At 47.4% G+C, this 21,958-nt stretch carries 18 protein-coding genes; 7 read left to right on the top strand and 11 right to left on the bottom strand.

The window, feature by feature from the left end; translation table 11 throughout:
* The first annotated feature begins 76 nt into the window (after positions 1 to 76).
* Together ACEN2G_RS04600 and ACEN2G_RS04595 are read left to right on the top strand one after the other, a co-directional pair.
* Positions 77 to 1,654, top strand: coding sequence for a BCCT family transporter (locus ACEN2G_RS04600; protein ID WP_442020292.1), 1,578 nt, complete (start codon positions 77 to 79; stop codon positions 1,652 to 1,654).
* Between the two features lie 181 nt (positions 1,655 to 1,835).
* Positions 1,836 to 2,216, top strand: a complete 381-nt coding sequence (locus tag ACEN2G_RS04595; RefSeq protein ID WP_442020291.1) for a VOC family protein — start codon at positions 1,836 to 1,838, stop codon at positions 2,214 to 2,216.
* Positions 2,217 to 2,353: 137 nt separating this feature from the next.
* On the opposite strand, the gene cyoE is transcribed toward ACEN2G_RS04595, so the two are convergent.
* From cyoE to ACEN2G_RS04560, 7 genes are all read right to left on the bottom strand, one after another.
* Positions 2,354 to 3,241, bottom strand: coding sequence for a heme o synthase (gene cyoE / locus ACEN2G_RS04590; RefSeq protein ID WP_442020290.1), 888 nt, complete (start codon positions 3,239 to 3,241; stop codon positions 2,354 to 2,356).
* 617 nt (positions 3,242 to 3,858) lie between these two features.
* On the bottom strand, positions 3,859 to 4,188 hold the full coding sequence (gene cyoD, locus ACEN2G_RS04585; RefSeq protein WP_442020289.1) for a cytochrome o ubiquinol oxidase subunit IV: 330 nt from the start codon (positions 4,186 to 4,188) through the stop codon (positions 3,859 to 3,861).
* Complete coding sequence (gene cyoC, locus ACEN2G_RS04580; RefSeq protein ID WP_442020288.1) at positions 4,185 to 4,823, bottom strand: cytochrome o ubiquinol oxidase subunit III; 639 nt, start codon at positions 4,821 to 4,823, stop codon at positions 4,185 to 4,187. The genes cyoD and cyoC overlap by 4 nt, the downstream gene beginning before the upstream one ends.
* Positions 4,823 to 6,805 (bottom strand): cytochrome o ubiquinol oxidase subunit I, encoded by a 1,983-nt coding sequence (cyoB, locus tag ACEN2G_RS04575; protein WP_442020287.1) that lies wholly within the window; start codon positions 6,803 to 6,805, stop codon positions 4,823 to 4,825. The genes cyoC and cyoB overlap by 1 nt, the downstream gene beginning before the upstream one ends.
* Complete coding sequence (cyoA, locus tag ACEN2G_RS04570) at positions 6,805 to 7,824, bottom strand: ubiquinol oxidase subunit II (RefSeq protein WP_442020286.1); 1,020 nt, start codon at positions 7,822 to 7,824, stop codon at positions 6,805 to 6,807. Before cyoA ends, cyoB begins: the two co-directional genes overlap by 1 nt.
* A 248-nt stretch (positions 7,825 to 8,072) precedes the next feature.
* Positions 8,073 to 8,486, bottom strand: a complete 414-nt coding sequence (locus ACEN2G_RS04565; protein ID WP_442020285.1) for a hypothetical protein — start codon at positions 8,484 to 8,486, stop codon at positions 8,073 to 8,075.
* A gap of 335 nt (positions 8,487 to 8,821) precedes the next feature.
* Positions 8,822 to 9,427 carry a LysE family translocator gene (locus ACEN2G_RS04560; RefSeq protein WP_442020284.1) on the bottom strand — a complete coding sequence of 202 codons (606 nt, stop codon included), beginning with the start codon at positions 9,425 to 9,427 and terminating at the stop codon, positions 8,822 to 8,824.
* A gap of 251 nt (positions 9,428 to 9,678) precedes the next feature.
* On the opposite strand from ACEN2G_RS04560, the gene yjjG reads away from it, so the two are divergent.
* Positions 9,679 to 10,353, top strand: a complete 675-nt coding sequence (gene yjjG, locus ACEN2G_RS04555; RefSeq protein ID WP_442020283.1) for a pyrimidine 5'-nucleotidase — start codon at positions 9,679 to 9,681, stop codon at positions 10,351 to 10,353.
* A 479-nt stretch (positions 10,354 to 10,832) separates the two neighbouring features.
* On the opposite strand, the gene ACEN2G_RS04550 is transcribed toward yjjG, so the two are convergent.
* Positions 10,833 to 11,684, bottom strand: a complete 852-nt coding sequence (locus ACEN2G_RS04550; protein ID WP_442020282.1) for a bifunctional allantoicase/(S)-ureidoglycine aminohydrolase — start codon at positions 11,682 to 11,684, stop codon at positions 10,833 to 10,835.
* Positions 11,685 to 12,286: 602 nt separating this feature from the next.
* Here ACEN2G_RS04550 and ACEN2G_RS04545 point away from each other — a divergent pair.
* Positions 12,287 to 13,156 carry a LysR substrate-binding domain-containing protein gene (locus tag ACEN2G_RS04545; RefSeq protein ID WP_442020281.1) on the top strand — a complete coding sequence of 290 codons (870 nt, stop codon included), beginning with the start codon at positions 12,287 to 12,289 and terminating at the stop codon, positions 13,154 to 13,156.
* A 494-nt stretch (positions 13,157 to 13,650) separates the two neighbouring features.
* Here the strand turns inward: ACEN2G_RS04545 and ACEN2G_RS04540 are convergent, their stop codons facing one another.
* From ACEN2G_RS04540 to ACEN2G_RS04530, 3 genes are all read right to left on the bottom strand, one after another.
* Positions 13,651 to 14,946 carry a type II toxin-antitoxin system HipA family toxin gene (locus ACEN2G_RS04540; protein ID WP_442020280.1) on the bottom strand — a complete coding sequence of 432 codons (1,296 nt, stop codon included), beginning with the start codon at positions 14,944 to 14,946 and terminating at the stop codon, positions 13,651 to 13,653.
* Positions 14,936 to 15,229: a helix-turn-helix domain-containing protein gene (locus ACEN2G_RS04535; RefSeq protein WP_442020279.1), complete on the bottom strand. Its 294-nt coding sequence runs from the start codon at positions 15,227 to 15,229 to the stop codon at positions 14,936 to 14,938. Before ACEN2G_RS04535 ends, ACEN2G_RS04540 begins: the two co-directional genes overlap by 11 nt.
* Before the next feature lie 357 nt (positions 15,230 to 15,586).
* Positions 15,587 to 17,170, bottom strand: coding sequence for a DNA cytosine methyltransferase (locus ACEN2G_RS04530; RefSeq protein WP_442020278.1), 1,584 nt, complete (start codon positions 17,168 to 17,170; stop codon positions 15,587 to 15,589).
* A 391-nt stretch (positions 17,171 to 17,561) separates the two neighbouring features.
* Here ACEN2G_RS04530 and ACEN2G_RS04525 point away from each other — a divergent pair, with 391 nt between their 5' ends.
* The 3 genes from ACEN2G_RS04525 (at position 17,562) to ACEN2G_RS04515 (ending at position 21,893) form a co-directional block, all read left to right on the top strand.
* Positions 17,562 to 18,995: an MvaI/BcnI family restriction endonuclease gene (locus ACEN2G_RS04525; RefSeq protein WP_442020277.1), complete on the top strand. Its 1,434-nt coding sequence runs from the start codon at positions 17,562 to 17,564 to the stop codon at positions 18,993 to 18,995.
* Between the two features lie 11 nt (positions 18,996 to 19,006).
* Positions 19,007 to 19,645: a hypothetical protein gene (locus ACEN2G_RS04520; RefSeq protein WP_442020276.1), complete on the top strand. Its 639-nt coding sequence runs from the start codon at positions 19,007 to 19,009 to the stop codon at positions 19,643 to 19,645.
* A 1,120-nt stretch (positions 19,646 to 20,765) separates the two neighbouring features.
* On the top strand, positions 20,766 to 21,893 hold the full coding sequence (locus ACEN2G_RS04515; protein WP_442020275.1) for a Fic family protein: 1,128 nt from the start codon (positions 20,766 to 20,768) through the stop codon (positions 21,891 to 21,893).
* The last annotated feature ends 65 nt before the right edge of the window (positions 21,894 to 21,958 follow it).

The following is a 21,958-nucleotide window of genomic DNA, read 5'->3' as shown; positions in this document are numbered from 1 at the left end:
AAAAAACCCTTTAACTTCACATTTTAGTGCTATTTATGTACACTTGGTGCGTTCATGCATTGAATAAAGTGAACCGATGAAACCTTCAGCACCCCGAACGAATGACAAACGTCTCGTGGCCAGCCTTAGCGGCGGCTTCCTCCTGCTCTTCGTAATACTCGCCCTAATTGACCTAGAACAAATGACCCAATGGATAAACGTCAGTTTTTCTTGGGTGATCGATGTGTTTGGCCCGCTCTGGCAAGTCTGGATGCTCGCCAACTTAGTGATTGCGCTGGTGCTGGGCTTTACGCGCTATGGCGACATCCGACTAGGTGGTCATGTGAGCCCTGATAGTTCCACCTTTCGCTGGCTGGCCGTCATTATGTGTACCTTACTGGCCGGCGGCGGTGTGTTTTGGTCCGCAGCCGAGCCTATGTATCACTATTTAAGTACCCCGCCGGTATTTGAAGAGGCGCCAGCGGGCATTTCTGCCATTTCTGCCGGACTTGCGCAAAGCTTTATGCACTGGGGCTTTTTGGCTTGGGCCGCACTGGGCACGCTGTCCGCATTAGTGGTGGTGCATGCGCACTACGACCGAGGCTTGGCGATGCGCCCGCGCACCTTGCTGTATCCTATTTTTGGTAAAAAAATAGAAACCCACTGGTTGGGTACGGTAGCCGATGTGGTGTCTATTATTGCGGTGGCCGCGGGTACCATAGGTCCGATTGGCTTCTTGGCCACCCAGCTGGGCTTTAGTTTTGAAGCGCTGCTGGGTTGGGAAAATAACTATACCTTGCAGCTAGCTATTTTGGGCGGCTTGGTCTTGATCTATACCATTTCCGCCTCTACCGGCATTGAAAAAGGCATTCAGTGGTTATCCAGCGCCAACGTGGTATTGGCGATCGTGTTGCTTGGTATCATATTACTGTTTGGTCCGGGCGGTTTTATTATCGACTCTTTCCTCAATGCCATGGGTCTTTATTTAAAAGACTTTATGCCAATGGCCCTCACTCGCCACGATAACGAATGGATGGGTTGGTGGACGCTGTTCTTCTGGGGTTGGTTTATTGGTTACGGCCCTATGATGGCACTGTTTATTGCCCGTATTTCTCGTGGCCGTACTTTGCGTGAATTGGTGGTGGCGGTGGCGATTATGGCACCCTTAGTGACTAACTTCTGGTTTGCCGCCTTAGGTGGCGCCGGCATCTTCTATGAAGAATCAGTACCGGGTTTGATTTCTGAGCCGCTAAACGCCGGTGGTTTACCGGCCGCCTTATTGGGCATTACCCAACAATTGCCGTTTGCCGAGTTTATGGTGCCCGCCTTCTTAGTGCTCACAGTGGTGTTTGTGGCCACGACCGGTGACTCTATGGCCTACGCCATTGCCATGGCCATTAGTGGTAGCCACACACCGCGCACCCGTGACCGTATTTTTTGGGCACTGACCATGGGCTTAGTCGCCGCCGTGTTACTGCGCATGGGCGAAGGGGGCATTAACGCCCTGCAATCCTTTATTGTGATTACCGCCGCTCCGGTGTCGTTACTCTTGTTACCTGTGTTATGGACTGGGCCGAAAGTGGCGCACATTATGGCGTATGAGCAAGGCATAGTGCCGCATAAAGAGCGTCACAGTGAAACCGACGATCCCGCAGGTGATGCCAAGCTACCCTAATGGAGCAATCTACTGCTTAATAAGCACGCTTAAACTTTTGCCTAGGCCTGTTGACCCTGGAACAGGGCACTAACTAAAACGCCGCAGCTTAACCGCTGCGGCGTTTTTTGTTGGCCAACACTTTTGCCCGACTATAGTTAGCACTAGTCGCATTAAATACCACGGCAAAGGAGTAAACATCATGAAAACGAATGCAGTAGTGTGGTTTGAAATTTATGTGGCCGACATGGCGCGGGCGCGCACCTTCTACGAAGCCGTGTTGCAGGTCACGCTGGAACCAGCAGAAAAAATGGAAGGTGACTGGCCAGAAATGTGGATGTTTCCGGGCGAAGATGATGCCAGTGGCGCCAGCGGTGCGCTGGTAAAAATGGACGGCGTATCGCCGGGCGGTGGCGGTACTTTGGTGTATTTTAGCTGTGATGACTGTGCCAAGCAGGCAGGGCGAGTATTGGCCAACGGAGGCCAAGTGATGCGCGAAAAGTTTGCGATTGGCCCCTACGGTTTTATCGCGCTGGCCGAGGATAGTGAAGGCAATATGATAGGTCTGCACTCTATGCGCTAACCTAAGGTTTCACTGTGAGCTAGCCGCATAAAAAAAGCCAAAGCCGCTGGATGAACGACTTTGGCTAAAAGGGAGAAACATGAAAAAACTGAACTACATAGCTAAACCGCTATTTAGCTATTTAACTCTTTAGCCGTTCAGCTATTTAAAACAAGCAAAGCCTCGGGCACGGCCTTAAAGTCTAAGGCCATGGTCACGCTAATGGCGGTGATGGTGATAATGGACAACACAAACACGCGGCGCGCCCAGCCCTTTTCTTCTGCGCCGCGGTAAAAGCCGTTAAAGGCCATCACCAACCACCATAAACTGGTGGCGCAAGATACCGCCATAAAGGTCAATCCGGTATAGCCACTCAAGGGCAATAAGGTAGTCACCAAACAAAACACCGCTATATACAGCACGATTTGGCGCTTGGCCTTAGCAATGCTCTCGGCCACCGGCAGCACCGGAATATTGGCCGCCGCGTAGTCGTTATAGCGAAAAATGGCGATAGCGTAAGAATGGGGCATCTGCCACAAGCTAAACATCAGCAGCAAGATGGCGGCACCCGCATCAAACTGGCCAGTTACGGCGCAATAACCCACTACCGGTGGCACGGCACCCGACAAACTGCCAACCAGCGTGCCGTACACAGATTTGCGCTTCATATATAAGCTGTATAGGCCCACATACACCACATAACCCAGCACGCCAAAGCTTAGCGCCACCGCGTTAGTGAATATCGCCAAGATGGCAAAACCGATGACGCCTAACACCAGGCCGTAGATAAAAGCGGCGCGGCCCGACAATTCGCCGGTTACCGTGACTCGACTACGCGTGCGCTGCATGCGCGCGTCTATATCGCGATCTATACAGTTATTAATGGCGCAGCCAGACGCCACCACCAGCGATAAACCGAGCACGGTTGCCCACATCAAGGACCAGTCAATCTGGCCACGGGCGGCCATAAAAAAGCCTCCCGCAACGGATATCAGGTTACCCATGATGATGCCGGGTTTGGTTACCTTTAAATAAGGTCGGATCATAAAATCCCCTCGGGATAGCTATCCCGTTATGTATTCACCCGCTGCCTCAGTGTCTAAAACAGAAAACACCAACTTCTTAAAAACAGCGTTTGATTGCTTCATAAACGTCGGACCAAGAGTCTGATCCTCAGACACGCTTCAAGTACATCCTTGTAACGCTCAGCACATAACATCCCTGTTATGTGATGGTCGGAGGATCAGCCCTCTTTATCCGCCCCTGTGATCATGAGTTGACTGCTGATGCTACTTACAGCTAATTCCGAGCTCAGCAAGAGGCAACAGAGACTGGCTCCAACGACCATGAAATGCCAGGCTCGAAAAATGCTCCTGCCATTTCGACATTTCCGCCATCCTTGGCGGTCAGATAGCATGTCCGAGCCTCAATGGGGCGAGCTAGCTCGCCGTGACGAGTCGTTTATGCCTGACCGAACATCCAGTGAATATTCGCAGCAGGCAGAAAAGACGAGTGTCCCATTAAGCGGCGTGTCGAGGGAGGCAGCTGTGGTGCCTCGTATATTCAGCGCTCAAAGCGAGCCGTTATTTAATTCACTTGGCATAGCAAAGGTCAGCAAGTGATTATTCAATAAGTAGAGGCCGCCACGCGGCCTCTATTAGTTTTACATCATCATTTCGTTAGAGCTAATGATGATCCACACCGACAAACCCACCACCATGATGATAATCAAGGCGGAGAACACGAACGCCACCGTATTGGCGCGGCTGTTGGGCTTAAAGCTCAGGTGCAAGAAGTACTTAAGGTGAACAAAGATTTGTACTATCGCCAAACCCACCACCACCAACAGCGTTTGGCCTTTGCTCATCTGCCCGGTCATCACCGCCCAAAACGGAATGGCGGTTAACAGAATCGACAGCACAAAGCCTTTGAGATATGAAGACACACTGCCGTGATCGGCTGCTGTATCGTGACTGCTCATGTGATTGCTCATGCCATCGCTCCCAATAAATAGACCACGGTAAACACACAAATCCACACCACATCGAGGAAGTGCCAGAACATGCTCAGGCAGCTTAAACGCGTCAGGGTACGGGGCTGCGTGCCTTTAACCACCAGCTCTATCATCAGCACCAGCATCCACACCAAACCGGCGGTTACGTGTAAACCGTGCATGCCGACTAAGGTGAAGAAAGAGGTCAAAAAGGCGCTACGTTGTGGGCCAGCACCTTCAGCAAACAGGTGCTGAAACTCATACACCTCCATGGCGATAAAGGTGGCGCCCAGTGCGAAGGTCACCAATAACCACAACAGCGTTAAGCCGCGCTTATGCTGATGACCGGCCAACATGGCAAAGCCATAAGTAATACTGCTGACCAGCAGCACGCCGGTTTCCACCAGCACAAAGTTTAAGTCGAACAAGTCTTTACCAGACGGGCCGCCAGCCGTGTTCATATACAACACCGCGTAGGTGGCAAACACGGAGGCAAACAACAAACAGTCGGTCATTAAATAGAGCCAAAACCCAAACAGCGTATTGCTGCTGGTGTCGTGATGCTCGTGCTCATGGTGTTCATGTGAGTGCTCATATTGCTGCACTTGGTTTAGATCAATCGCTACGGCTTGCATCAGGCCTCCTTAATTTGGCTGCGTATATGCGCCGACTCGATACGCTCAACCTCTGCAGGCTGTACGTAATAGTCGGTGTCATTGTCATAAGCGCGGCACAAGAAAATCACGAAACTGGCGATCAAACTCGCAATCACCAACCACCAAATGTGCCAAATAGCGCCAAAGCCCGCGGCGGTTATTGCTGCGGCAATCAGCACACCAGTACTGGTGTTTTTTGGCATATGGATGGGTTGATACTGAGCTTGTGCCTGATAGGCGGTGCCCTTTTCTTTCATGTCGGTGAAGGCGTCTATGTCTTCTACCATTGGCAGCTCGGCAAAGTTATAGAACTGCGGCGGTGAAGAGGTAGACCATTCCAGCGTATGACCATTCCAAGGATCGCCCGTAACATCAGGGTTCAGCTCGCGATCACGGAAGGCTTTGTACAGCTGATAGAACTGCACGGCTATGCCCACCAGAATAAACACCGCACCCACGGCGGCCAGATACAGCCAGAAGTTCCAAGCAGGATTGTCGGTATGGTTCAAACGACGCGTCATGCCCAAAAAGCCGAGCACGTACAGCGGCATAAAGGCCACATAGAAACCAATCTGCCAGCACCAGAAGGAAATCTTGCCCAGCTTTTCATCCAGGTGGAAACCCATGGCTTTCGGGAACCAGAACGCAAAACCGGCCAGGTAACCAAACACGGCACCACCAATAATGGTGTTATGAAAGTGAGCTATCAAAAACAGACTGTTATGCAGCACAAAGTCGGCACCGGGCAAGGCCAGCAATACGCCGGTCATACCACCGATAGTGAAGGTGGTCATAAAGCCTAAGGTCCACAACACAGGCACGGTTAAACGCAGGCGGCCACGGTAAATGGTGAACAACCAGTTGAATAACTTAACGCCAGTGGGCACCGCAATAATCATGGTCATCACGCCAAAGAAGGCGTTCACGTTGGCGCTGGAGCCCATGGTAAAGAAGTGATGCAGCCAGACCACGAAGCCCAAGATCGAAATGGCACCACTGGCATAAACCATGGAGGTGTAACCAAATAAGCGCTTACCGGTAAAGGTAGAGATGATTTCTGAGAAAATACCGAATGCGGGCAGCACTAAGATATACACCTCGGGATGACCCCAAGCCCAGAACAGGTTGATGTACATCATGGCATTACCACCGCCTTCATTGGTGAAGAAGTGGAAGTCTAAATAACGGTCTAGGGTCAACATACCCAGCACGGCGGTCAAGATAGGGAAGGACGCTACTATCAGAATATTGGCCCAAGTACAGGTCCAAGTGAAAATCGGCATTTGCATCAGCTTCATGCCAGGGGTGCGCATCTTGAATACAGTGACCAAGAAGTTGACACCGGTCAGCAAGGTGCCGATACCAGAAATCTGCAAGGCCCAGAGGTAATAATCCACCCCCACACCCGGACTAAAGTCCATCTCGGAGAGCGGCGGATATGCCACCCAACCTGTTTTGGCGAATTCGCCCAAGCCCAGTGAAATGTTGACCAGTACCGCGCCCGACACCGCCAGCCAAAAGCTGAGGTTATTCAGAAACGGAAAGGCCACATCGCGCGCACCAATCTGCAAGGGCACCACTATGTTCATCAAACCAATCATAAATGGCATGGCCATAAAGATGATCATAATGACACCGTGGGCGGTGAAGATTTGGTCGTAATGCTCAGGCGGCAAGTAGCCATCGGCACCGTTGGTCGATAGCGCTAATTGGGCCCGCATCATAAGGGCATCGGCAAAGCCGCGCACCAACATCACGAACGCCAAAATGATATACATAATACCTAAACGCTTATGGTCCACCGAGGTGATCCAGTCGCGCCATAACACAGTCCATTTCTTATATTTGGTGATTAAAAAGGCAATCACCAAGGCGGCGATTGCCACCACGCCCAGCGTGACCATGATAATAGGCTCATGATACGGCACGGCGTCTAATGTGAGTTTTCCTAGTAAGGACATTATTTTTCAGTCTCCATGGTCATCTCATCGCTCATATCGTGCGAGGCATGCGCGCTATGCTCGTCGGCAACGGCTGTTTCGCTGTCGTGCATATTGCCGGGCATATCGGGCATAAACTGATGCAAGATGTGGTGGAACATACCCGAGCTCACATGTGCGAAATATTGCACCGGATTATTTTCACTCGGCTTAGCCAACTGCTCATAAGTGGCAGGGCTTAAGGTGTCGGATGACTGTTTGAGCTTATTAACCCAAGCATCAAAACCGGCCTCATCGGGGGTGGCTATGGCTTTAAATTGCATGCCAGTAAAGCCTTCGCCGCTGTAGTTAGCAGAGTAGCCATCGTAGGTGCCTGCTTCATTGGCAATTAGGTGCAGTTGGGTTTCCATACCGGCCATCGAATAAATTTGGCCACCCAGTTGCGGAATGAAAAAGGAGTTCATGGTGGTGTCGGAGGTTATCTTAAATTCCACCGGTACATCGGTCGGAAACGTCAACTCATTGATGGAGGCCACGCCCTGCTCTGGATAGATAAATAACCACTTCCAGTTCAGTGACACCACTTCTACCACTATGTGATCTTTCTCATGAGCCAAGGGCTTATATGGATCCAGATCGTGAGTTGAACGCCAAGTAATGACGCCCAAAATAACCACAATAATGATGGGAATAATCCACACCACTAACTCGATTTTGGTGGAGTGCGACCACTTAGGTGCATAGATTTCCTGAGTGCGGCCTTCGCGATATTTCCACGCGAAAAACAGCGTCATAAAAATAACCGGCACCACCACAATCAACATCAAGAGCGTGGCGATAACGATCAGGTTCTTTTCATCGACGCCAACTTGGCCCTTAGGATCAAGTATGCCGCCTTGGCAACCGGCCAACAGCAAGGCGCTAGCACCGGCCAAGAGCGCGGTTTTTAGATGGCGAAATACCGGACTCAGACCACTTAGGTTTCGACTAAGCAGGTTTCGACTAAGCAGATTTTGTATAGATAGGTGTTGTATAAACAAGGAACCCTTCCCCTATTCCTTAAGGAATTACCTTGCCGCTAAGCGACAAGACCATCAGGGGTAACCGTGCGGTTGAGCGTGAAAAATTCGCGGGGCAAAAGCCTAATAAAAGCGAACCAACAGCACCACACGGAACCCAGCATGGGGCAAACACTCGAATACGGGCGTCAATAAGGCTTTACTGCGTTAACTAGCTGAAAAATCAGTAGCAAGCATCAGCAACAGTACTTATTTGAGCCTAAAGAGTGTTAGAACCCAGAATGGGCCAAAGGGGGAGCGCGGCAACCGTGAGCGGTGCGCAGTACACAGTATTGCGGGAGAGGAGAGTCAAAAATCGCCTTAACTTGCGTTAGGCGCGGCCAGTACAGTGATTGCAACAGCAGGTACAGCAGCAGCAATAACCACCGCAGCAACAAGGGCACAAAGACCAGCAAGCTAGTAAGAATAATAGATTTGATGGTTTCTACGGGCAGTAAGTCGCTAAGCTGAGCTTGATATTCAAACACATCGCCAGACAAACCGGTCCAGGATAATAACCATTCACTGATCACTTCTAACATCATTACCGTGCTGACTAAGCCTACGCCATCCACGCCGAGTTGTGACAACGACGCTAAGTCGTGCCATCTCTCTGCCAGCGTAAGAAAAGGAGTAGGGTTCAACAGCTAGGTCCTATCTGATAACCATAAGTCGGATAATCATAATGATGAGAAACGAGTGGCCCTAAAATGGGCTTCTTGTTTAGTTGTTATAGGTTCTGTTTAAGCACTTTCATTACTCTTAAGCTGTTTTGTTACGCTTAAGTTATTTCTTATGACATTACTTGAGTTATGTCGGTTAAATCACACAAATCGTATTAATTTGCCTGTTTATCCTAACAAAACTTGATCTAGCGCACAACTGGTCTACCACCATTGAGCTACCGATCAGCACAAAAAATAAGCTGTTTTAACGCCATGTTTAGCGCGCTTTTCTTCCCGCTTTCAGCCTCTAGCTATCAAAGCACCACCTTTAATGCCAACCCTAACAGCACCACACCGCTAAGCCTATCTAACCACACCGACTTGGCATTCAGCCACGCCAGTACCGGACCGCGGGATAACACCAAGGCCACCAGCACATACCAAGCGCCATCTATGCCACCGGCGGTCACCATCATCACCAAGCTTTGCTGCCAATCTGTATCTGTATGTACAAACTGGCTAAACAGCGCCACGAAAAAAATCGCCAACTGTGGATTTAAAAACGCCACCATAAAACCCTCGAAGGCACCTTGGCGACCGGCAATGTGATGGGTCTCGGCTGCTGCAATGCCCTTGGGCTTGGCCAACAACGCCTTAATACCGAGCCAAGCTAAAAAGGCGGCGCCACCGTAGCGGATCACATTAAACAACAGCGGATTGTTGGCAATAATCAGCGCCAAACCAAGGGCGGTCAGCAGTGCATATAAACCAACACCCGTGCCATGGCCAATGGCGGTCAGCACGCCGTGGCTTCGGCCACCTTTTATGGTGTTGCGCATCACCACCGCCAAGCTTGGGCCTGGGCTCATGGCGCCCACCACGCAAATGGCCACTAAGGCCAGCCAGCTAGAAAATTCCATCAATGTGTCTCATGAGGTTGTGACTTATCAGGTGCGAACTGTTAGATGTGAACAGTCAGGTGCGAATACTGTAAAGTTCGTACTGTAAAATACTTATTTTAAAGTAAAGGGTCGCTAACATTAAGACTCAGCCAGCAGAAACCTCGGCTTAGATTGATTTAATCTGGTATTTGCTCGGTTTAAGCACCTACACTAACTTCTTTTCTACCAACATGTGGCAATAACACCGCCAATAAATTGGAGCTATCAGCATGCGCTATTCTTGGATTTTATTTGATGCGGACGAAACTTTGTTCCATTTCGATGCTTTTGCCGGCTTAAAGCTGATGTTCGCTTCTTTTGGTGTGGATTTTACCGCCGAAGATTATCGCCAGTATCACACCTTAAGCGCGCCGCTGTGGGTGGATTATCAAAACGGCGCCATTAGTGCGGCTCAATTACAGCACACTCGCTTTCAAACTTGGTCTGAGCGCTTAGGCGTTGCCACTGAGATTTTAAACCGTGATTACTTAGTGGCCATGGCCCAGGTTTCGCCGCCGCTCTCGGGGGCGCCTGAGCTGATCTCGGCGCTGCAAGGCAAGGCTAAACTCGGCATTATCACTAACGGTTTTAGCGCCATGCAGCAGGCTCGTTTAGTTAAAGCTGGCTGGCAGCAAGCCTTCGATACGCTAGTGGTGTCCGAGCAAGTAGGCATAGCCAAACCCGCTGCCGGCATTTTTGAGCATGCCTTTGAGCTGATGGGCCACCCGCCCAAAGAGCAAATTTTGATGGTGGGCGATAACCCGCATTCGGATATTTTAGGCGGCCTCAACGCCGGCATAGACACCTGCTGGCTCAACAGCGCCGGCCGCGCCACACCTGAGGGCATACGCCCACACTATGAAGTGAGTTCACTACAGCAATTACATAAGTTGTTGTTGGGGTGAGGGGTGAGGGGTGAGGGGTGAAGAGGACTTCGGCCTTTTGCTTTAGAAATTAACATCCAGCTACGCTGGTCCGCCGAATAAATTGGCGGCTATCAGGGCATGGATGTTTATTTTTGCCGTCTTCCTGACGCACGTCAGGATCTTGATTTTATACCATTCTGGAAATCTAACTGATCATTGTACTGGTCAAGCTTTGTTAGTTTTGACCTTGTAGCTGCCAACTTGTTCGGCAGGCCAGCTTTGCTGGCTGTTTTAAAATACAAAACCGTGGCGAACAAGTTGCCACCTACATTATTACGGGATAGGCCATATCTTTACTTAGATTGGTATTAAAAATCGAAAAACTAAACCGGACCGAATAAATTGCCCCCTACAAAAAACGATTGATAACACAGATCTTGCTTTTTCCTCACGCCTCACACGCATTAAAAAGGGCAGCCCGTGGGCTGCCCTTTTAGCATCTGTTTAAGTGCTGCTACTTACTTGCGGTTACCGCGGTAAGCAGGAGACGCGTTCAACACCATGTGGCGGTTAACGTCTTTGTACAGCAAATAACGGAAGCGAGTTGGGCCTGAAGCGTAGCAAGCTTGTGGGCAGAATGCGCGCAACCACATGTAGTCGCCGGCTTCTACTTCAACCCAATCTTGGTTCAGGTGGTAAACAGCCTTACCTTCCAATACATACAGGCCGTGTTCCATAACGTGAGTTTCGTCGAATGGAATAACGCCGCCTGGCTGGAACGTAACAATGTTTACGTGCATGTCGTGGCGCAGATCCGTTGGATCTGTGAAACGAGTAGTCGCCCATGCATCGTTGGTGTCTGGCATTGGCGTAGGCGCAATGTCATTTTCGTTAGTTACGAATGCTTCTGGTACGTCGATACCGTCAACAAATTCGTAAGCTTTACGCAACCAATGGAAACGTACTGGTGCGTCGCTGTTGTTGCGCAGGCTCCAGTTAGTGCCAGCTGGCAGGTAAGCGTAACCGCCTAAGTCCATCTGGTGCTCTTTGCCTTCCAAGGTCAGCGTCATTTCACCTTCAACGATGAACAACACGCCTTCGGCGCCCTTGTCCAACTCAGGCTTGTCACTGCCGCCTTTTGGAGAAACTTCCATGATGTAATGAGAGAAAGTCTCAGCGAAGCCGCTTAACGGACGCGCGATAACCCACAGACGGGTCGCATCCCAGAATGGCAGGAAGCTGGTAACGATGTCGCTCATTACGCCTTTAGGAATAACGGCATAAGCTTCGGTAAACACAGCGCGATCGTGGATCAGCTGAGTCTGAGGTGGCAAGCCACCCTTAGGAGCATAATAGGTATTACGGGCCATGATACTGTCCTTTAATACGAGAGGGCCGGCTGCTGCCGACAAAAGCCACGCCAAAAAGGCACAGCTATCTAAATTTTGACCAAGCGAGTGTATAACAAACCATCTTGATTGATAAATTAAATAATTTAATGAAGACTAGTGGCTAAGCCACTGACTGGCTAGTGAGTGAAGAGTGATGGGTAAAGAGTGAAGATGACGATCACCGCTAAGTTCAAAATACTTACCCCAAACTTATTTTTTGCCACGGAATACACGGAAGAACACGGAAGAACACGGAAAAATAGAGATTAGATCTGAAAGGGATCATTAATGGTAAGAGCCTAGACCCAAGAAAAAGTAACAGACGCAGCCCCGGACAGTGTTGAATTTTTAGTGCTGAATGTTGAGTAAAAGAGGTCTTTGCGAGGAGCGCAGCGACGCCGCAATCCATAGGTAGACCGATTTGAGTTGTGTTATCTCGCCCTCTTTACTCTTTACCCTTCACGGCAATTTCCCATGATTTCGTGGCAAAAATGGTCTTCGGTTTGCGGGTGTGGCACTTATCTAGTCCCCTTCACTCTTTACACATGACGCTTCACCCATTACTGCACTTCGAGGCCCTAATGAACCTAAACATCACCCTAGATCCCATCTTACTGCGCAGCTTTATTGCCGTGGCCGATACCGGCAGCTTTACTCGCGCCGCAGAGAGCACGCACCTCACCCAATCAACCGTCAGCCAACAGGTGCGCAAGTTAGAAGCGCAATTTGGCTGCGAGTTATTACACCGTAAAGGTCGCTACATTACACCCACCCTTGAGGGCGAGCGCGTGCTTAGCTATGCGCGGCGCATTTTGCAGATGATGAACGAAGCCGTGGCGCAAACCAGCGTCAGCGCCGAGCAACAAAAAATCCGTTTAGGCGTGCCCGAAGACTTTGCCACCCACGCCATTATGCCCACCCTAGCCGCCTTTTCTAATGAATATCCCGGCATTCGGCTAGAAGTAAAAAGCGGCTTATGTAGCGATATTTGGCGAGAATTTCAGCGTGGCGATATGGATTTGGCTCTTGTTAAACAGCGCCAAGGCAGCGTGCCCGGTTTAGTGAGTTGGCCCGAGCCCTTGTGCTGGATTGATAGTCTGCACAGCAACAATCTCAACAACCAGCCGATCCCGCTGGTGACTTTTCCTATCGGCGGCTTATATCGCAGCGAAATGGCCCACACCTTCGACCGCCTCGGCCGCAGCTGGCGACTGGCTTATGTAAGCACCAGTTTGTCGGGCGTCTGTTGCGCGGTAGAAGCCGGCTTTGGTATTTCATTACTACCGCGCCGCTTAGTCACGGCTGAACATCGCATCTTAACCGAGCAAGACGGCCTGCCCCCAGTACCGGATTTAGAGCTCACGCTGCACGCCCAAGACAAACTCTCGGCGCACAGCAAAATTCTCGCCGAGCGCTTAATCAGCGCCTGCAATGAGATTTGCCGACAGTAACACAAAGACTAAAGAACATTTTTGCCACGGAATGCACGGAAGAACACGGAAAAATAGTGATCAGATCCGAAAAAGCCAAAGCCGAGGTAAGACTATTAATGCTAAGAGCCAACCACCAGATCATCATCGGACGAGCCCTTACCATTAATATGTTAGTCCCTTGTCGCACGTGACCTCTTCCGTGAGTTCAGATTTTCTTCCGTGGCAAAATAGCGCTGGCTCTAGATCTGAAAGTGATCATTATTTTGTTTAGGATGGTAGAACTTAGAGAATGGTCAAAATACCAGCTTCGAAACTATCGTCCGCATCGCCATGGTATTAGGTCGAGTTAAAGAACTAGAGGTGCTATTTCAGCCCAAGGTCGACAGCTTAGATGATCTTATGCGCTATGAAGCGAGCGCTAAGCGGCAGCGAATTAGAAATAAAGCCCCGTAGTAAACGCTCAGTAGTAAGCTACTGGTATTACGCGACACCATTGATCTTCAGCCTAATATTCAAAGCAATGCGCTATTTTCCTTTCTACGCTGCTCTAAGGTTTTTATAATCATATCAATCGTGCTTTTTTTTACGCCCTGTGTTTTGGCTAGGCCAGCAAAATCACTAATGACATCAACTGTTTCTAAAATATGATGCTGTGCCTCTTTCCAAGATGAAAATCCGGCGGTGGCTGCCAATTTTTGTATGACCTTTAACGCTGGCTGCTTGCCATAACCACCAAATGCGGTGGTGTGCTCATTAAAGGGGTGCGGGCTAAAAGTAGCGTCATAAAACGGTGCAGGAGACCACTGGCCATTATCATCCTGTAAGAAAGCCCAGTTTTTGCTGTGATCGTCCTGATTACAGGCAAACAGATTAAATATGGCACGCCGAAATTGTAGCTGACCAGCAGATGGCGATTTACATAACTGACGGCTGGCTTTAATCAGGTCTTCATAATCTAGGCTCGGAGTACGATAATCCGCGTTCAGCAAGCCACAAGCACTGTGCATGTGTAACCGCCCTGGCTGACTGAGCACCTTTGCTGAATTATCGACCCAATCAAATCGTTTTACCGCCAACCAAGACCGAGCGCCGCTTTTAGCAGGTGCAGCCAATAGTTGCCACGCGGGCGGATCTAAAGCCGCCATTTGCGCTAATTGTAAATAAACCGCCTCGCACACGCCTTCTTCATGGCCAAGCGCCAGATTTTGCGAGGTAAACTTTACTAACCAAGCTTGGTCACCTGATTCGGCATAAGTTCGACATTGAGTTGGATTATCTACCGAGAAGAACAATTGAGCTTTAGGCCGAGCACCACCCGAACTACCAGCGGCCACTAAGGCTGCCAATACATCCTCGGTCTGACCATCAAATAGTGCTTGCGCCTCTAGACCTAAGGTCGCTAAATCAATTTCATTATCGCCTGAGGTTTGATAATCAGACTCAGGAGCAAAGGTTAGCGCGCCCATTCCTCGATGACCAACAAACGCGAGTCGGTCCATGGCCGTGATCTGAGCAGGCAGAATACCCTGCTGACGAAAGACTCGATCTTGTAAGAGCAATCCCCAGCCGTCAGGTAAACTATCGGCAAATAAACCATGCATGCCACCATGAGGCTGTTTAGGCGCAACTTGTAACTCGGTAGATCCTTGCATCATAAAGGGTGAAAGGTTACCGAACTGCTTTAAATAGTTGGCATCATATTGAAAAAATACATCTTGTCGGTTTTGTGCCAACACCCCGACCGATACCGCTTCACCCGTAGCGAGCGTTCTGGTTATCGTCAATTTTTGAATAGGCTTAAAATCCATCTTTTAGTACCTCTTCAATGGACGTGGGCATGCTTTTATTAGGCACGGGAGTTTGTGTTAGCTCGTATAGGCGTTTGAGATCGTCTAAGCACTGCCAGATGAGCAGTAATTGGCGAAATGAGATAATCCCGGTAAGTTCAAATTTTTTGATGGTCGAAGCCGGTACACAGCTGCGTTCAGCCAAGGCGTCTCGAGACAGCTTGGCTTGTTCGCGTAGGCCACGCAAATGCGCCGCAAATGCGTGTTGTACATCCGTATCATCAATGAGTAAAAAACGAGTCATAAGCCACCAACAATAGACACTATAGTGTCTATTGTAGCTTGTTTAGCTCCACAATGGATACTGTAGTATCCAAGTGTTACTTAAGCTTAGGCTTACGCAGAAACAGCACATATACAAAGCTGTAAAAAATCACGTCAGTAATCAGCAAGTGCTGCAAAAGGACCCCGTAGCTTTGCACATCGGGAGTAAAAAACAGCAGGCCTACCCCTTTCGCCAGCACTAATGAGCTAACAAAACCGGCGCCAATAGAACCCGACTCTTGCCTAACGAAAGTACAATAAAAAAAGCCAAATCAAAGCCAGAACCGGCGATACGCCGGCTTTAATAAAATGTTGTGGGCTCATGCCATACACCTATCTAGATTTTCTTTAATAGATCTGCAATACATAGCCCTAGTTTAAGCCCTAATAAAGGTGGCACAGCATTACCTACTTGAGTGTACTGCGGCACTTCAAATTTTCTCATTTGACCGCCAGTAGTAATTTTAGAACGAAAAACAAAGTCATCAGGAAAAGATTGAATTCTGGCCATTTCTCTAACTGTTAACACTCTAAGTTCATGCTCATCATAATGACAGGCATCATCAGGGATCGATAGCGCAGCTGGTGCAGGAGCATCAGGATTAAGAGCTTTTTGGGTCTGCTTCTTTGTAGGGTGTGCGCTTAAATATCGGATAAAATCTATAGCTGACTCAAAAAAATTAAGCTCACCACTTTCTTGCAAGAATTCGTAGTCTTTACATACATCCCAAGTTTTATCATTGAGAACATTAGCTCCGCCTTTTAAAACTGAGAATATGTCTTTAGTTACTGACCTATCATCAATTTTTTGTAAAACCTGATAAAGTCTAAAACGACGTTGCACCATAGGACTATTTCTTCTTGCCTCATGATTTTTCAATTTAAAATCACTAGGTAACCATCTGAATTTATCATTTAAATTACTTATATATTTAGATGGTTTAGCAGGGTTCGTAAATTTAAGATCATCGAGAGCATCCTTAACATTTACATTCTCGCCATTGACTAACGGCGCGAAAAAAGACTGCTCAAATAATTGCAGGTGTTGCGGCTTTGATGCATCGAAGTATTCTAAATGACCCGATTCTAGGCTCGTTCCCTTACTTTGAACAAGCTCATAGAACGTACCCGACGGTTCTAACATAGTGAATGAAGAAGAGTCTTTACTCATATTCTTCATGATACTTAGATAGCAGTCATGCCGAAAAGCCAGCATAATAAAACGTGGCCGATTCTGGGCTATTCCCGCTAAGCGTGCATTAATATGTAAACAGACAGGAACGTAATCTATCGATGCAAAAGCTTTAGCTACTTCATACCATGCTTGATAGTTGTTTCCATTTTCATCTTTAAATGCACGGAGAATACCAGTGACATTCTCTAGCATGGCAATTTTAGGTTGTGAATATGAGACGAATTTTGCGAACTCCCACGGTAAGGTGTTCTTTTCACAATCTTTTTTCCGTAGCCCTGCCATGCTAAAGCTTTGACATGGAGGTCCACCAGAGACTAAATCTAGACCTTCGGAGGATCCAAAACCTGTTCTTAGTACTTTACGGAAATCTAAATCAGACTCCAACATTCTGTTCAACTCTACAATACTGCCTACCAACAGCTTTCCACGTAACTCTGTTTTATCAACAGGGATATCACTATATCCATCTTCATCAAATGGCGGAAAATGAAATGGATTCTCGCGCAAGCGGGGCTTCAATTCTTGATGTCTACTTTTCAACCAAATCGTACTCTCCGGATTTTTACCAGCATTAGCTAGCGCTTCTAAGTCTTCATTGAAAAAATTATAAGCAAATGATTCAGCCGCCATTGGCGACAGTTCGTTGGCCATTAGCAGCTCAAAGTCACTTGCATGAAGTCCTAGCGAAAGCCCGCCACAGCCTGAAAACAGTTCGATATGGTTCATTGATGAACTCCGGAAAAATCAATACGCGCTAATTGTAAAGAGTAGCTTGTAGAAAATCCAGGAGTTTTTAAAAAAACTTGAATGAGTCCCGAAAATACAGTACGGTCGATTCTTAGGCGAAGTGAGAGTCGCCTACGTCTAACGTGAAGACCCCTTCAGGTTCTCTCTGTAGATAACAGTGCATTGTGTTATTTGCAGATCAGGGCCTTATCATCCTTGTTTCTGCGGGCACATCCTTTTATCTACCTAGTTTTATCAGAGGTAGTTTCTTTCTGCGTACGCCTCTTATAAAGCTGCTAGTTAAGGCTTGTAAGGGAAGCCTGTTTATAAACGCCATTGCGTACCCTAAATGTTCAATATCTCTACGCAGAAATGAATCTGGTATATAGTCATGAAAAAAGCTACCGATGTAAGCCTTAACCGTCTAAAACAACGTGCCAAAGATCGAAAAAAAGAGTTAGGCATAAAGCACGCAGATGCCCTTAAAGCAATCAGTTATGAGGAAGGTTTTTCCTCTTGGAAAGAATTGCAAGAATCCTATACCGTTAGGGAACAAGCGCAGTTAGCAATCCCATTTCCGTCCTTAAATTTTACAGCGGATGTAGATGTGGACATGTCCGTTGAAGATTTTGATACTTTAGATCAAGAGCGCCATACAGACCTTGATTTAAATATTAAAAGCTTAGTGATCGAAAACAAAAAAACACTCGCAAGTTTAGGCGTAGAGTTCTCAGTGTTCGAACCAACAATTACTGGTCTTAAAAAATCTATTTTAGATGCAACTCAAACAGTAAGAACGCACTTCGAACTAGAGGTTTTTCATAACTACGAACTTCAACAGCAAGGTCCAGAACATAAAATAATAAAAAAGTCGATCCTCTTGCTAGAGGATAAAGAAATAAAATCTACAGTCAGCTTATATCGTCCGATGACTAAAAACGGTGATCCGAGGATGTGGTTTAGAAATTTAAGCTCACTGGCATCAGCTCAAGATATAATCGGTATAATTATATCTGACGATACTGCCTACCTTATTAATTTATGCACTACTAACTTAGCGTTAAGTATAAAAAACGGAAAATCTATAATAGGAAACTTTCTAAATAATTATATTGTTTTAGAGGGTGGCATTGCTGATGAATTATTGCAAAAAATAAGAAAAATTTCTAAATCAAAAATTAGGTCTCTTAAAAAAGGAGATACAAGTATTGGTTATACGATTGAGAAACTCTTAGGCATAGAGGCGAACTCAAGTAAAGCTCCTGACTATAAAGGCATAGAAATAAAATCAGGAAGAGGAAGTAGAACAAGAACTACATTGTTTGCTCAAGTAGCTGACTGGTCAATTAGCCCTTGTAAACGAAGCGCTGAAATTCTCAATAAATATGGTTACGAGCGAGATGATGAATTTAAGCTTTACTGCACACTATCTACGCAAAGAGAAAATTCTCAAGGTTTGCACTTTATCTATGATGAAAAAAATGACGTGCTACAAGAGTGGCACATAAATAAGGACTTAGTTGCTGTTTGGCCAGGCTCAATACTTAGAAGCAGATTAAAAGAAAAGCATTCAGAAACATTTTGGATTGAAGCTACAAGTAAAATAATTGATGGAACAGAACACTTTACCTTAATAAGCATAACCCATACTAAATCTCCGGTTCTTAGTCAGCTCATGCCACTGATTGAGTCCGGCGTGGTAACTATGGATCATTTAATTAAAAGAAACAAGAAAGGTAGAGTTAGTGAAAAGGGTCCACTATTTAAAATAAACAAACGAGATTTAGAATTGTTATTCCCAAAGCCTGTTAAATACACTTTATAGTAGACTCTTCTATGAAAATAAGAAACACTACATACACCAAACTATGTAATATACCTAACTGGATATATGAAGAAGCTAAAGCTCGCGCAAAAAAACAGCCAGTTTTTTTAAACTCACATCGTAAAGACCAAGCAAATAATATTGGATGTTTAGGAGAGGTAATTGCTGAGCACTGGATGCGTGAGAATGGTATAAAATTTACCCCCGCCTTAAAAGAAACTACTCACGATTACATAGTGAATGATAACTTAACAATAGAAGTAAAAACCAAAGATAGGACAGTGCCTCCTAGAGAATACTTTGATAACTCTACTCCTCTTTATAATCACACCCACCAAAAACCTGACTATTTCTTATTTGTTTCTTTAGAGAGAAATAAAAATAATGCAAGTGGAAATATAATAGACTTTCATTCCGCATATCTTGTTGGCTCAATAGGTTATGAAGAACTAGATAGTATAGGAATTATCTACAAAAAAAATGAAGTGGATAATAGTAACGGTATAAAGTTTTGGACGGACTGTTTAAATATTAAAATGAGCCAGCTTATACCTATAAAAGAAACAAAAAAAATATTTAAAGGTAAAATAACGTCCTCAACACAGCACGCAGAACCGAATTATAAGTTGATTAAAAAAGGAATGAGGTAAGAGCATCTTCTCTTAACGTTTCGTTCTCTGAAAAACAAAAATAAGTGTAACGGAGTATAAAAATAAGTACTTCGGCGCCCTTTTCTGCCCTCAATAGCCAACACAAACAGGGCACTCACAGCTTAGAAAGAGGCGGCTGGGATAGTCTCAGCCGACCATCACATGACATGGACGTCATGTGTTTGAGCGTCGCATGGATGCAGTTTAGCGTGTCGGAGGAGGCTACCCAGTTGCCTCTTCGCACGCATCCTCCGAAACAATATGGCTTGTTATAGCCTTGTGCATCAGATCCGCCGTTGGCGGATTTCGCGGTTAAAACGCACGACTACATTCCTGCAGTATGTAGATACTGGCGTGATTGTTGGGCGGTGGTATTGGGTGTAATGGGATAGACATGGCGTTGGGATGGCGCTTTGCGCCATTTCGCGGCTAAAGCGCGCGACTACCGCAAAGCAACAGCTTTGCTGCAGCATTGAGATATTGGTGCCGCTGTAAACCCCGCTCTTGTTCAGCTGGCCCCTACCCATAATGCTTTTATCTTGGCCTTATCTATTTCAGATCTGATCACTATTTTTCCTTCACTTTTCCGTGCCTTCCGTTGCAAATAGGTTTGGCTCACTAAAATCCAAAGCGAGATCCTGAAACGAATTCAGGATAACAGCATACAAGACAATGCCCACCAGCAACTCCGCTGCATAGAGCCGGATAAAGGGATCTGCTCAGCCGACCCTCCGCGCCAAGGATGGCGCGGCGCGGCGGAGCCTACATGGAGGTATTCACGGCGAGTCGGAGGAGTAGGCCCTTTGTTCGGCTGTTACACACCAGACAGAGCAGCACCTTGTTTTAGATCTGTGCACCAGAACCTGCTGCGCAGGTTTTCGACGCTCAAAGCAGCGGCTACAAATCTAGAGCGGTCGAATAAATTCGACCCTACGCTTACGGCTTCCCAAAGGGGCTGAGATCCTGACGTGCAACCGGATGACGGCTAACGAATATACACCGACCTCACCCCACTTGGCTTGTAGCCTGAGCCGAATAAAGCTATCTTTCGGCTCAATTAATGAGCCGAATAAAAAGCGTAATCGGCTCGCACTTGGCTTATTCGATATTAAGGGCTCTGATGACAACACCTCTGTGGCTTTGGCAACAGGCTGACTGGCCGCATTTTACTTGGCAAGACAGTGTAGTTCTGCCCAAGCTGCGTGCTGTGCATCACTGCCTAGGATTATTGAGCGGTAAAGCGTCATTAGTGGATGGCGAGGACATGTTTAGCCTAGATGCCTTGCTAGCCAATATTGTTGCATCGTCGGCGATTGAAAGTGAAAAATTGGATATCTATGGCGTGCGCTCATCGCTCGCGCGGCAGTTGGGCATAAATATTGATAGTCCGGTCGCGGTTTCTGATAAGTCCTTTGGCGTGGCAAGCCTGATAAAAGATGCCGTGACCGAATGGCGGCAGCCGTTAACGCTCAATATCCTGCTGCAATGGCACTACTGGTTGTTTCAGGGACAAACGTCATTAATGCACCCGATAGAGGGCGGCACCTTGCGCGGCGAAGCAACCATGCAAATAGTGTCTGGTCCGCCAATAGATCCTGAACAAATACATAAGCCAAAAGTTCATTACCAAGCGCCAGCCCGTGAGCACATTGATGCAGAGCTCAAACTTTTTATGCAATGGTTTAATCAGTCATTGCAGGACCCACTGTTAGATCCGATTGCTCGCGCCGCCATTACCCATCTGTGGTTTATAACCCTGCATCCGTTTGAGGATGGCAATGGTCGTATCACTAGAGCACTTACCGACCGTGCATTAGCACAGGCAGATCAGCAGAGCATCCGCTTATATGCCATGTCCGAAGCCATCTTAAAACAGCGCAGTCAGTATTATGAGGTGTTGGAAGCCACGCAAAAAGGTGGGCTGGATATCACACCGTGGGTCAGTTGGTTTTGTGATGCGCTACTCACAGCGTTAGATGATGCACTCAACAAAATTGAGCGCACGCTATTGAAAGCTAAATTTTGGCAGCTACATAGCGACCAGCCGCTGTTAGAAACCCAGCGTAAAGTAGTGAATCGCTTACTGGATGGTGACTTTACACTAGGTATTAATGCCACCCAATATCAGCGGGTAGCCAAGGTTAGTAAAGCCACCGCCACCCGTCACCTCGCCGCCCTGATTGAGCTGAAGGTACTAATTAAGCTGCCGGGTGGCGGGCGCAGCACTCGATACGCGATTGCTGAATAAGTGTATTGGATGGCGCTACGCGCCATTTCGCGGTTAAAACGCGCGACTACATTCGTGCACTATGC

Source organism: Oceanisphaera sp. W20_SRM_FM3 (genome assembly GCF_052119705.1).
Classification (GTDB): domain Bacteria; phylum Pseudomonadota; class Gammaproteobacteria; order Enterobacterales; family Aeromonadaceae; genus Oceanimonas.
This window is presented reverse-complemented; position numbering and strand designations above follow the sequence as displayed.

Bases quoted from the DNA above. Each gene is read 5' to 3' on its own strand.
- ACEN2G_RS04530 (WP_442020278.1), bottom strand. From the start codon at position 17,170: ATGAACCATATCGAACTGTTTTCAGGCTGTGGCGGGCTTTCGCTAGGA.
- ACEN2G_RS04545 (WP_442020281.1), top strand. From the start codon at position 12,287: ATGAACCTAAACATCACCCTAGATCCCATCTTACTGCGCAGCTTTATT.
- ACEN2G_RS04520 (WP_442020276.1), top strand. From the start codon at position 19,007: ATGAAAATAAGAAACACTACATACACCAAACTATGTAATATACCTAAC.
- ACEN2G_RS04535 (WP_442020279.1), bottom strand. From the start codon at position 15,229: ATGACTCGTTTTTTACTCATTGATGATACGGATGTACAACACGCATTT.
- ACEN2G_RS04515 (WP_442020275.1), top strand. From the start codon at position 20,766: ATGACAACACCTCTGTGGCTTTGGCAACAGGCTGACTGGCCGCATTTT.
- cyoD (WP_442020289.1), bottom strand. From the start codon at position 4,188: ATGAGCAATCACATGAGCAGTCACGATACAGCAGCCGATCACGGCAGT.
- ACEN2G_RS04540 (WP_442020280.1), bottom strand. From the start codon at position 14,946: ATGGATTTTAAGCCTATTCAAAAATTGACGATAACCAGAACGCTCGCT.
- ACEN2G_RS04560 (WP_442020284.1), bottom strand. From the start codon at position 9,427: ATGGAATTTTCTAGCTGGCTGGCCTTAGTGGCCATTTGCGTGGTGGGC.
- ACEN2G_RS04525 (WP_442020277.1), top strand. From the start codon at position 17,562: ATGAAAAAAGCTACCGATGTAAGCCTTAACCGTCTAAAACAACGTGCC.
- cyoE (WP_442020290.1), bottom strand. From the start codon at position 3,241: ATGATCCGACCTTATTTAAAGGTAACCAAACCCGGCATCATCATGGGT.
- ACEN2G_RS04595 (WP_442020291.1), top strand. From the start codon at position 1,836: ATGAAAACGAATGCAGTAGTGTGGTTTGAAATTTATGTGGCCGACATG.
- yjjG (WP_442020283.1), top strand. From the start codon at position 9,679: ATGCGCTATTCTTGGATTTTATTTGATGCGGACGAAACTTTGTTCCAT.
- cyoC (WP_442020288.1), bottom strand. From the start codon at position 4,823: ATGCAAGCCGTAGCGATTGATCTAAACCAAGTGCAGCAATATGAGCAC.
- cyoB (WP_442020287.1), bottom strand. From the start codon at position 6,805: ATGTCCTTACTAGGAAAACTCACATTAGACGCCGTGCCGTATCATGAG.
- ACEN2G_RS04600 (WP_442020292.1), top strand. From the start codon at position 77: ATGAAACCTTCAGCACCCCGAACGAATGACAAACGTCTCGTGGCCAGC.
- ACEN2G_RS04550 (WP_442020282.1), bottom strand. From the start codon at position 11,684: ATGGCCCGTAATACCTATTATGCTCCTAAGGGTGGCTTGCCACCTCAG.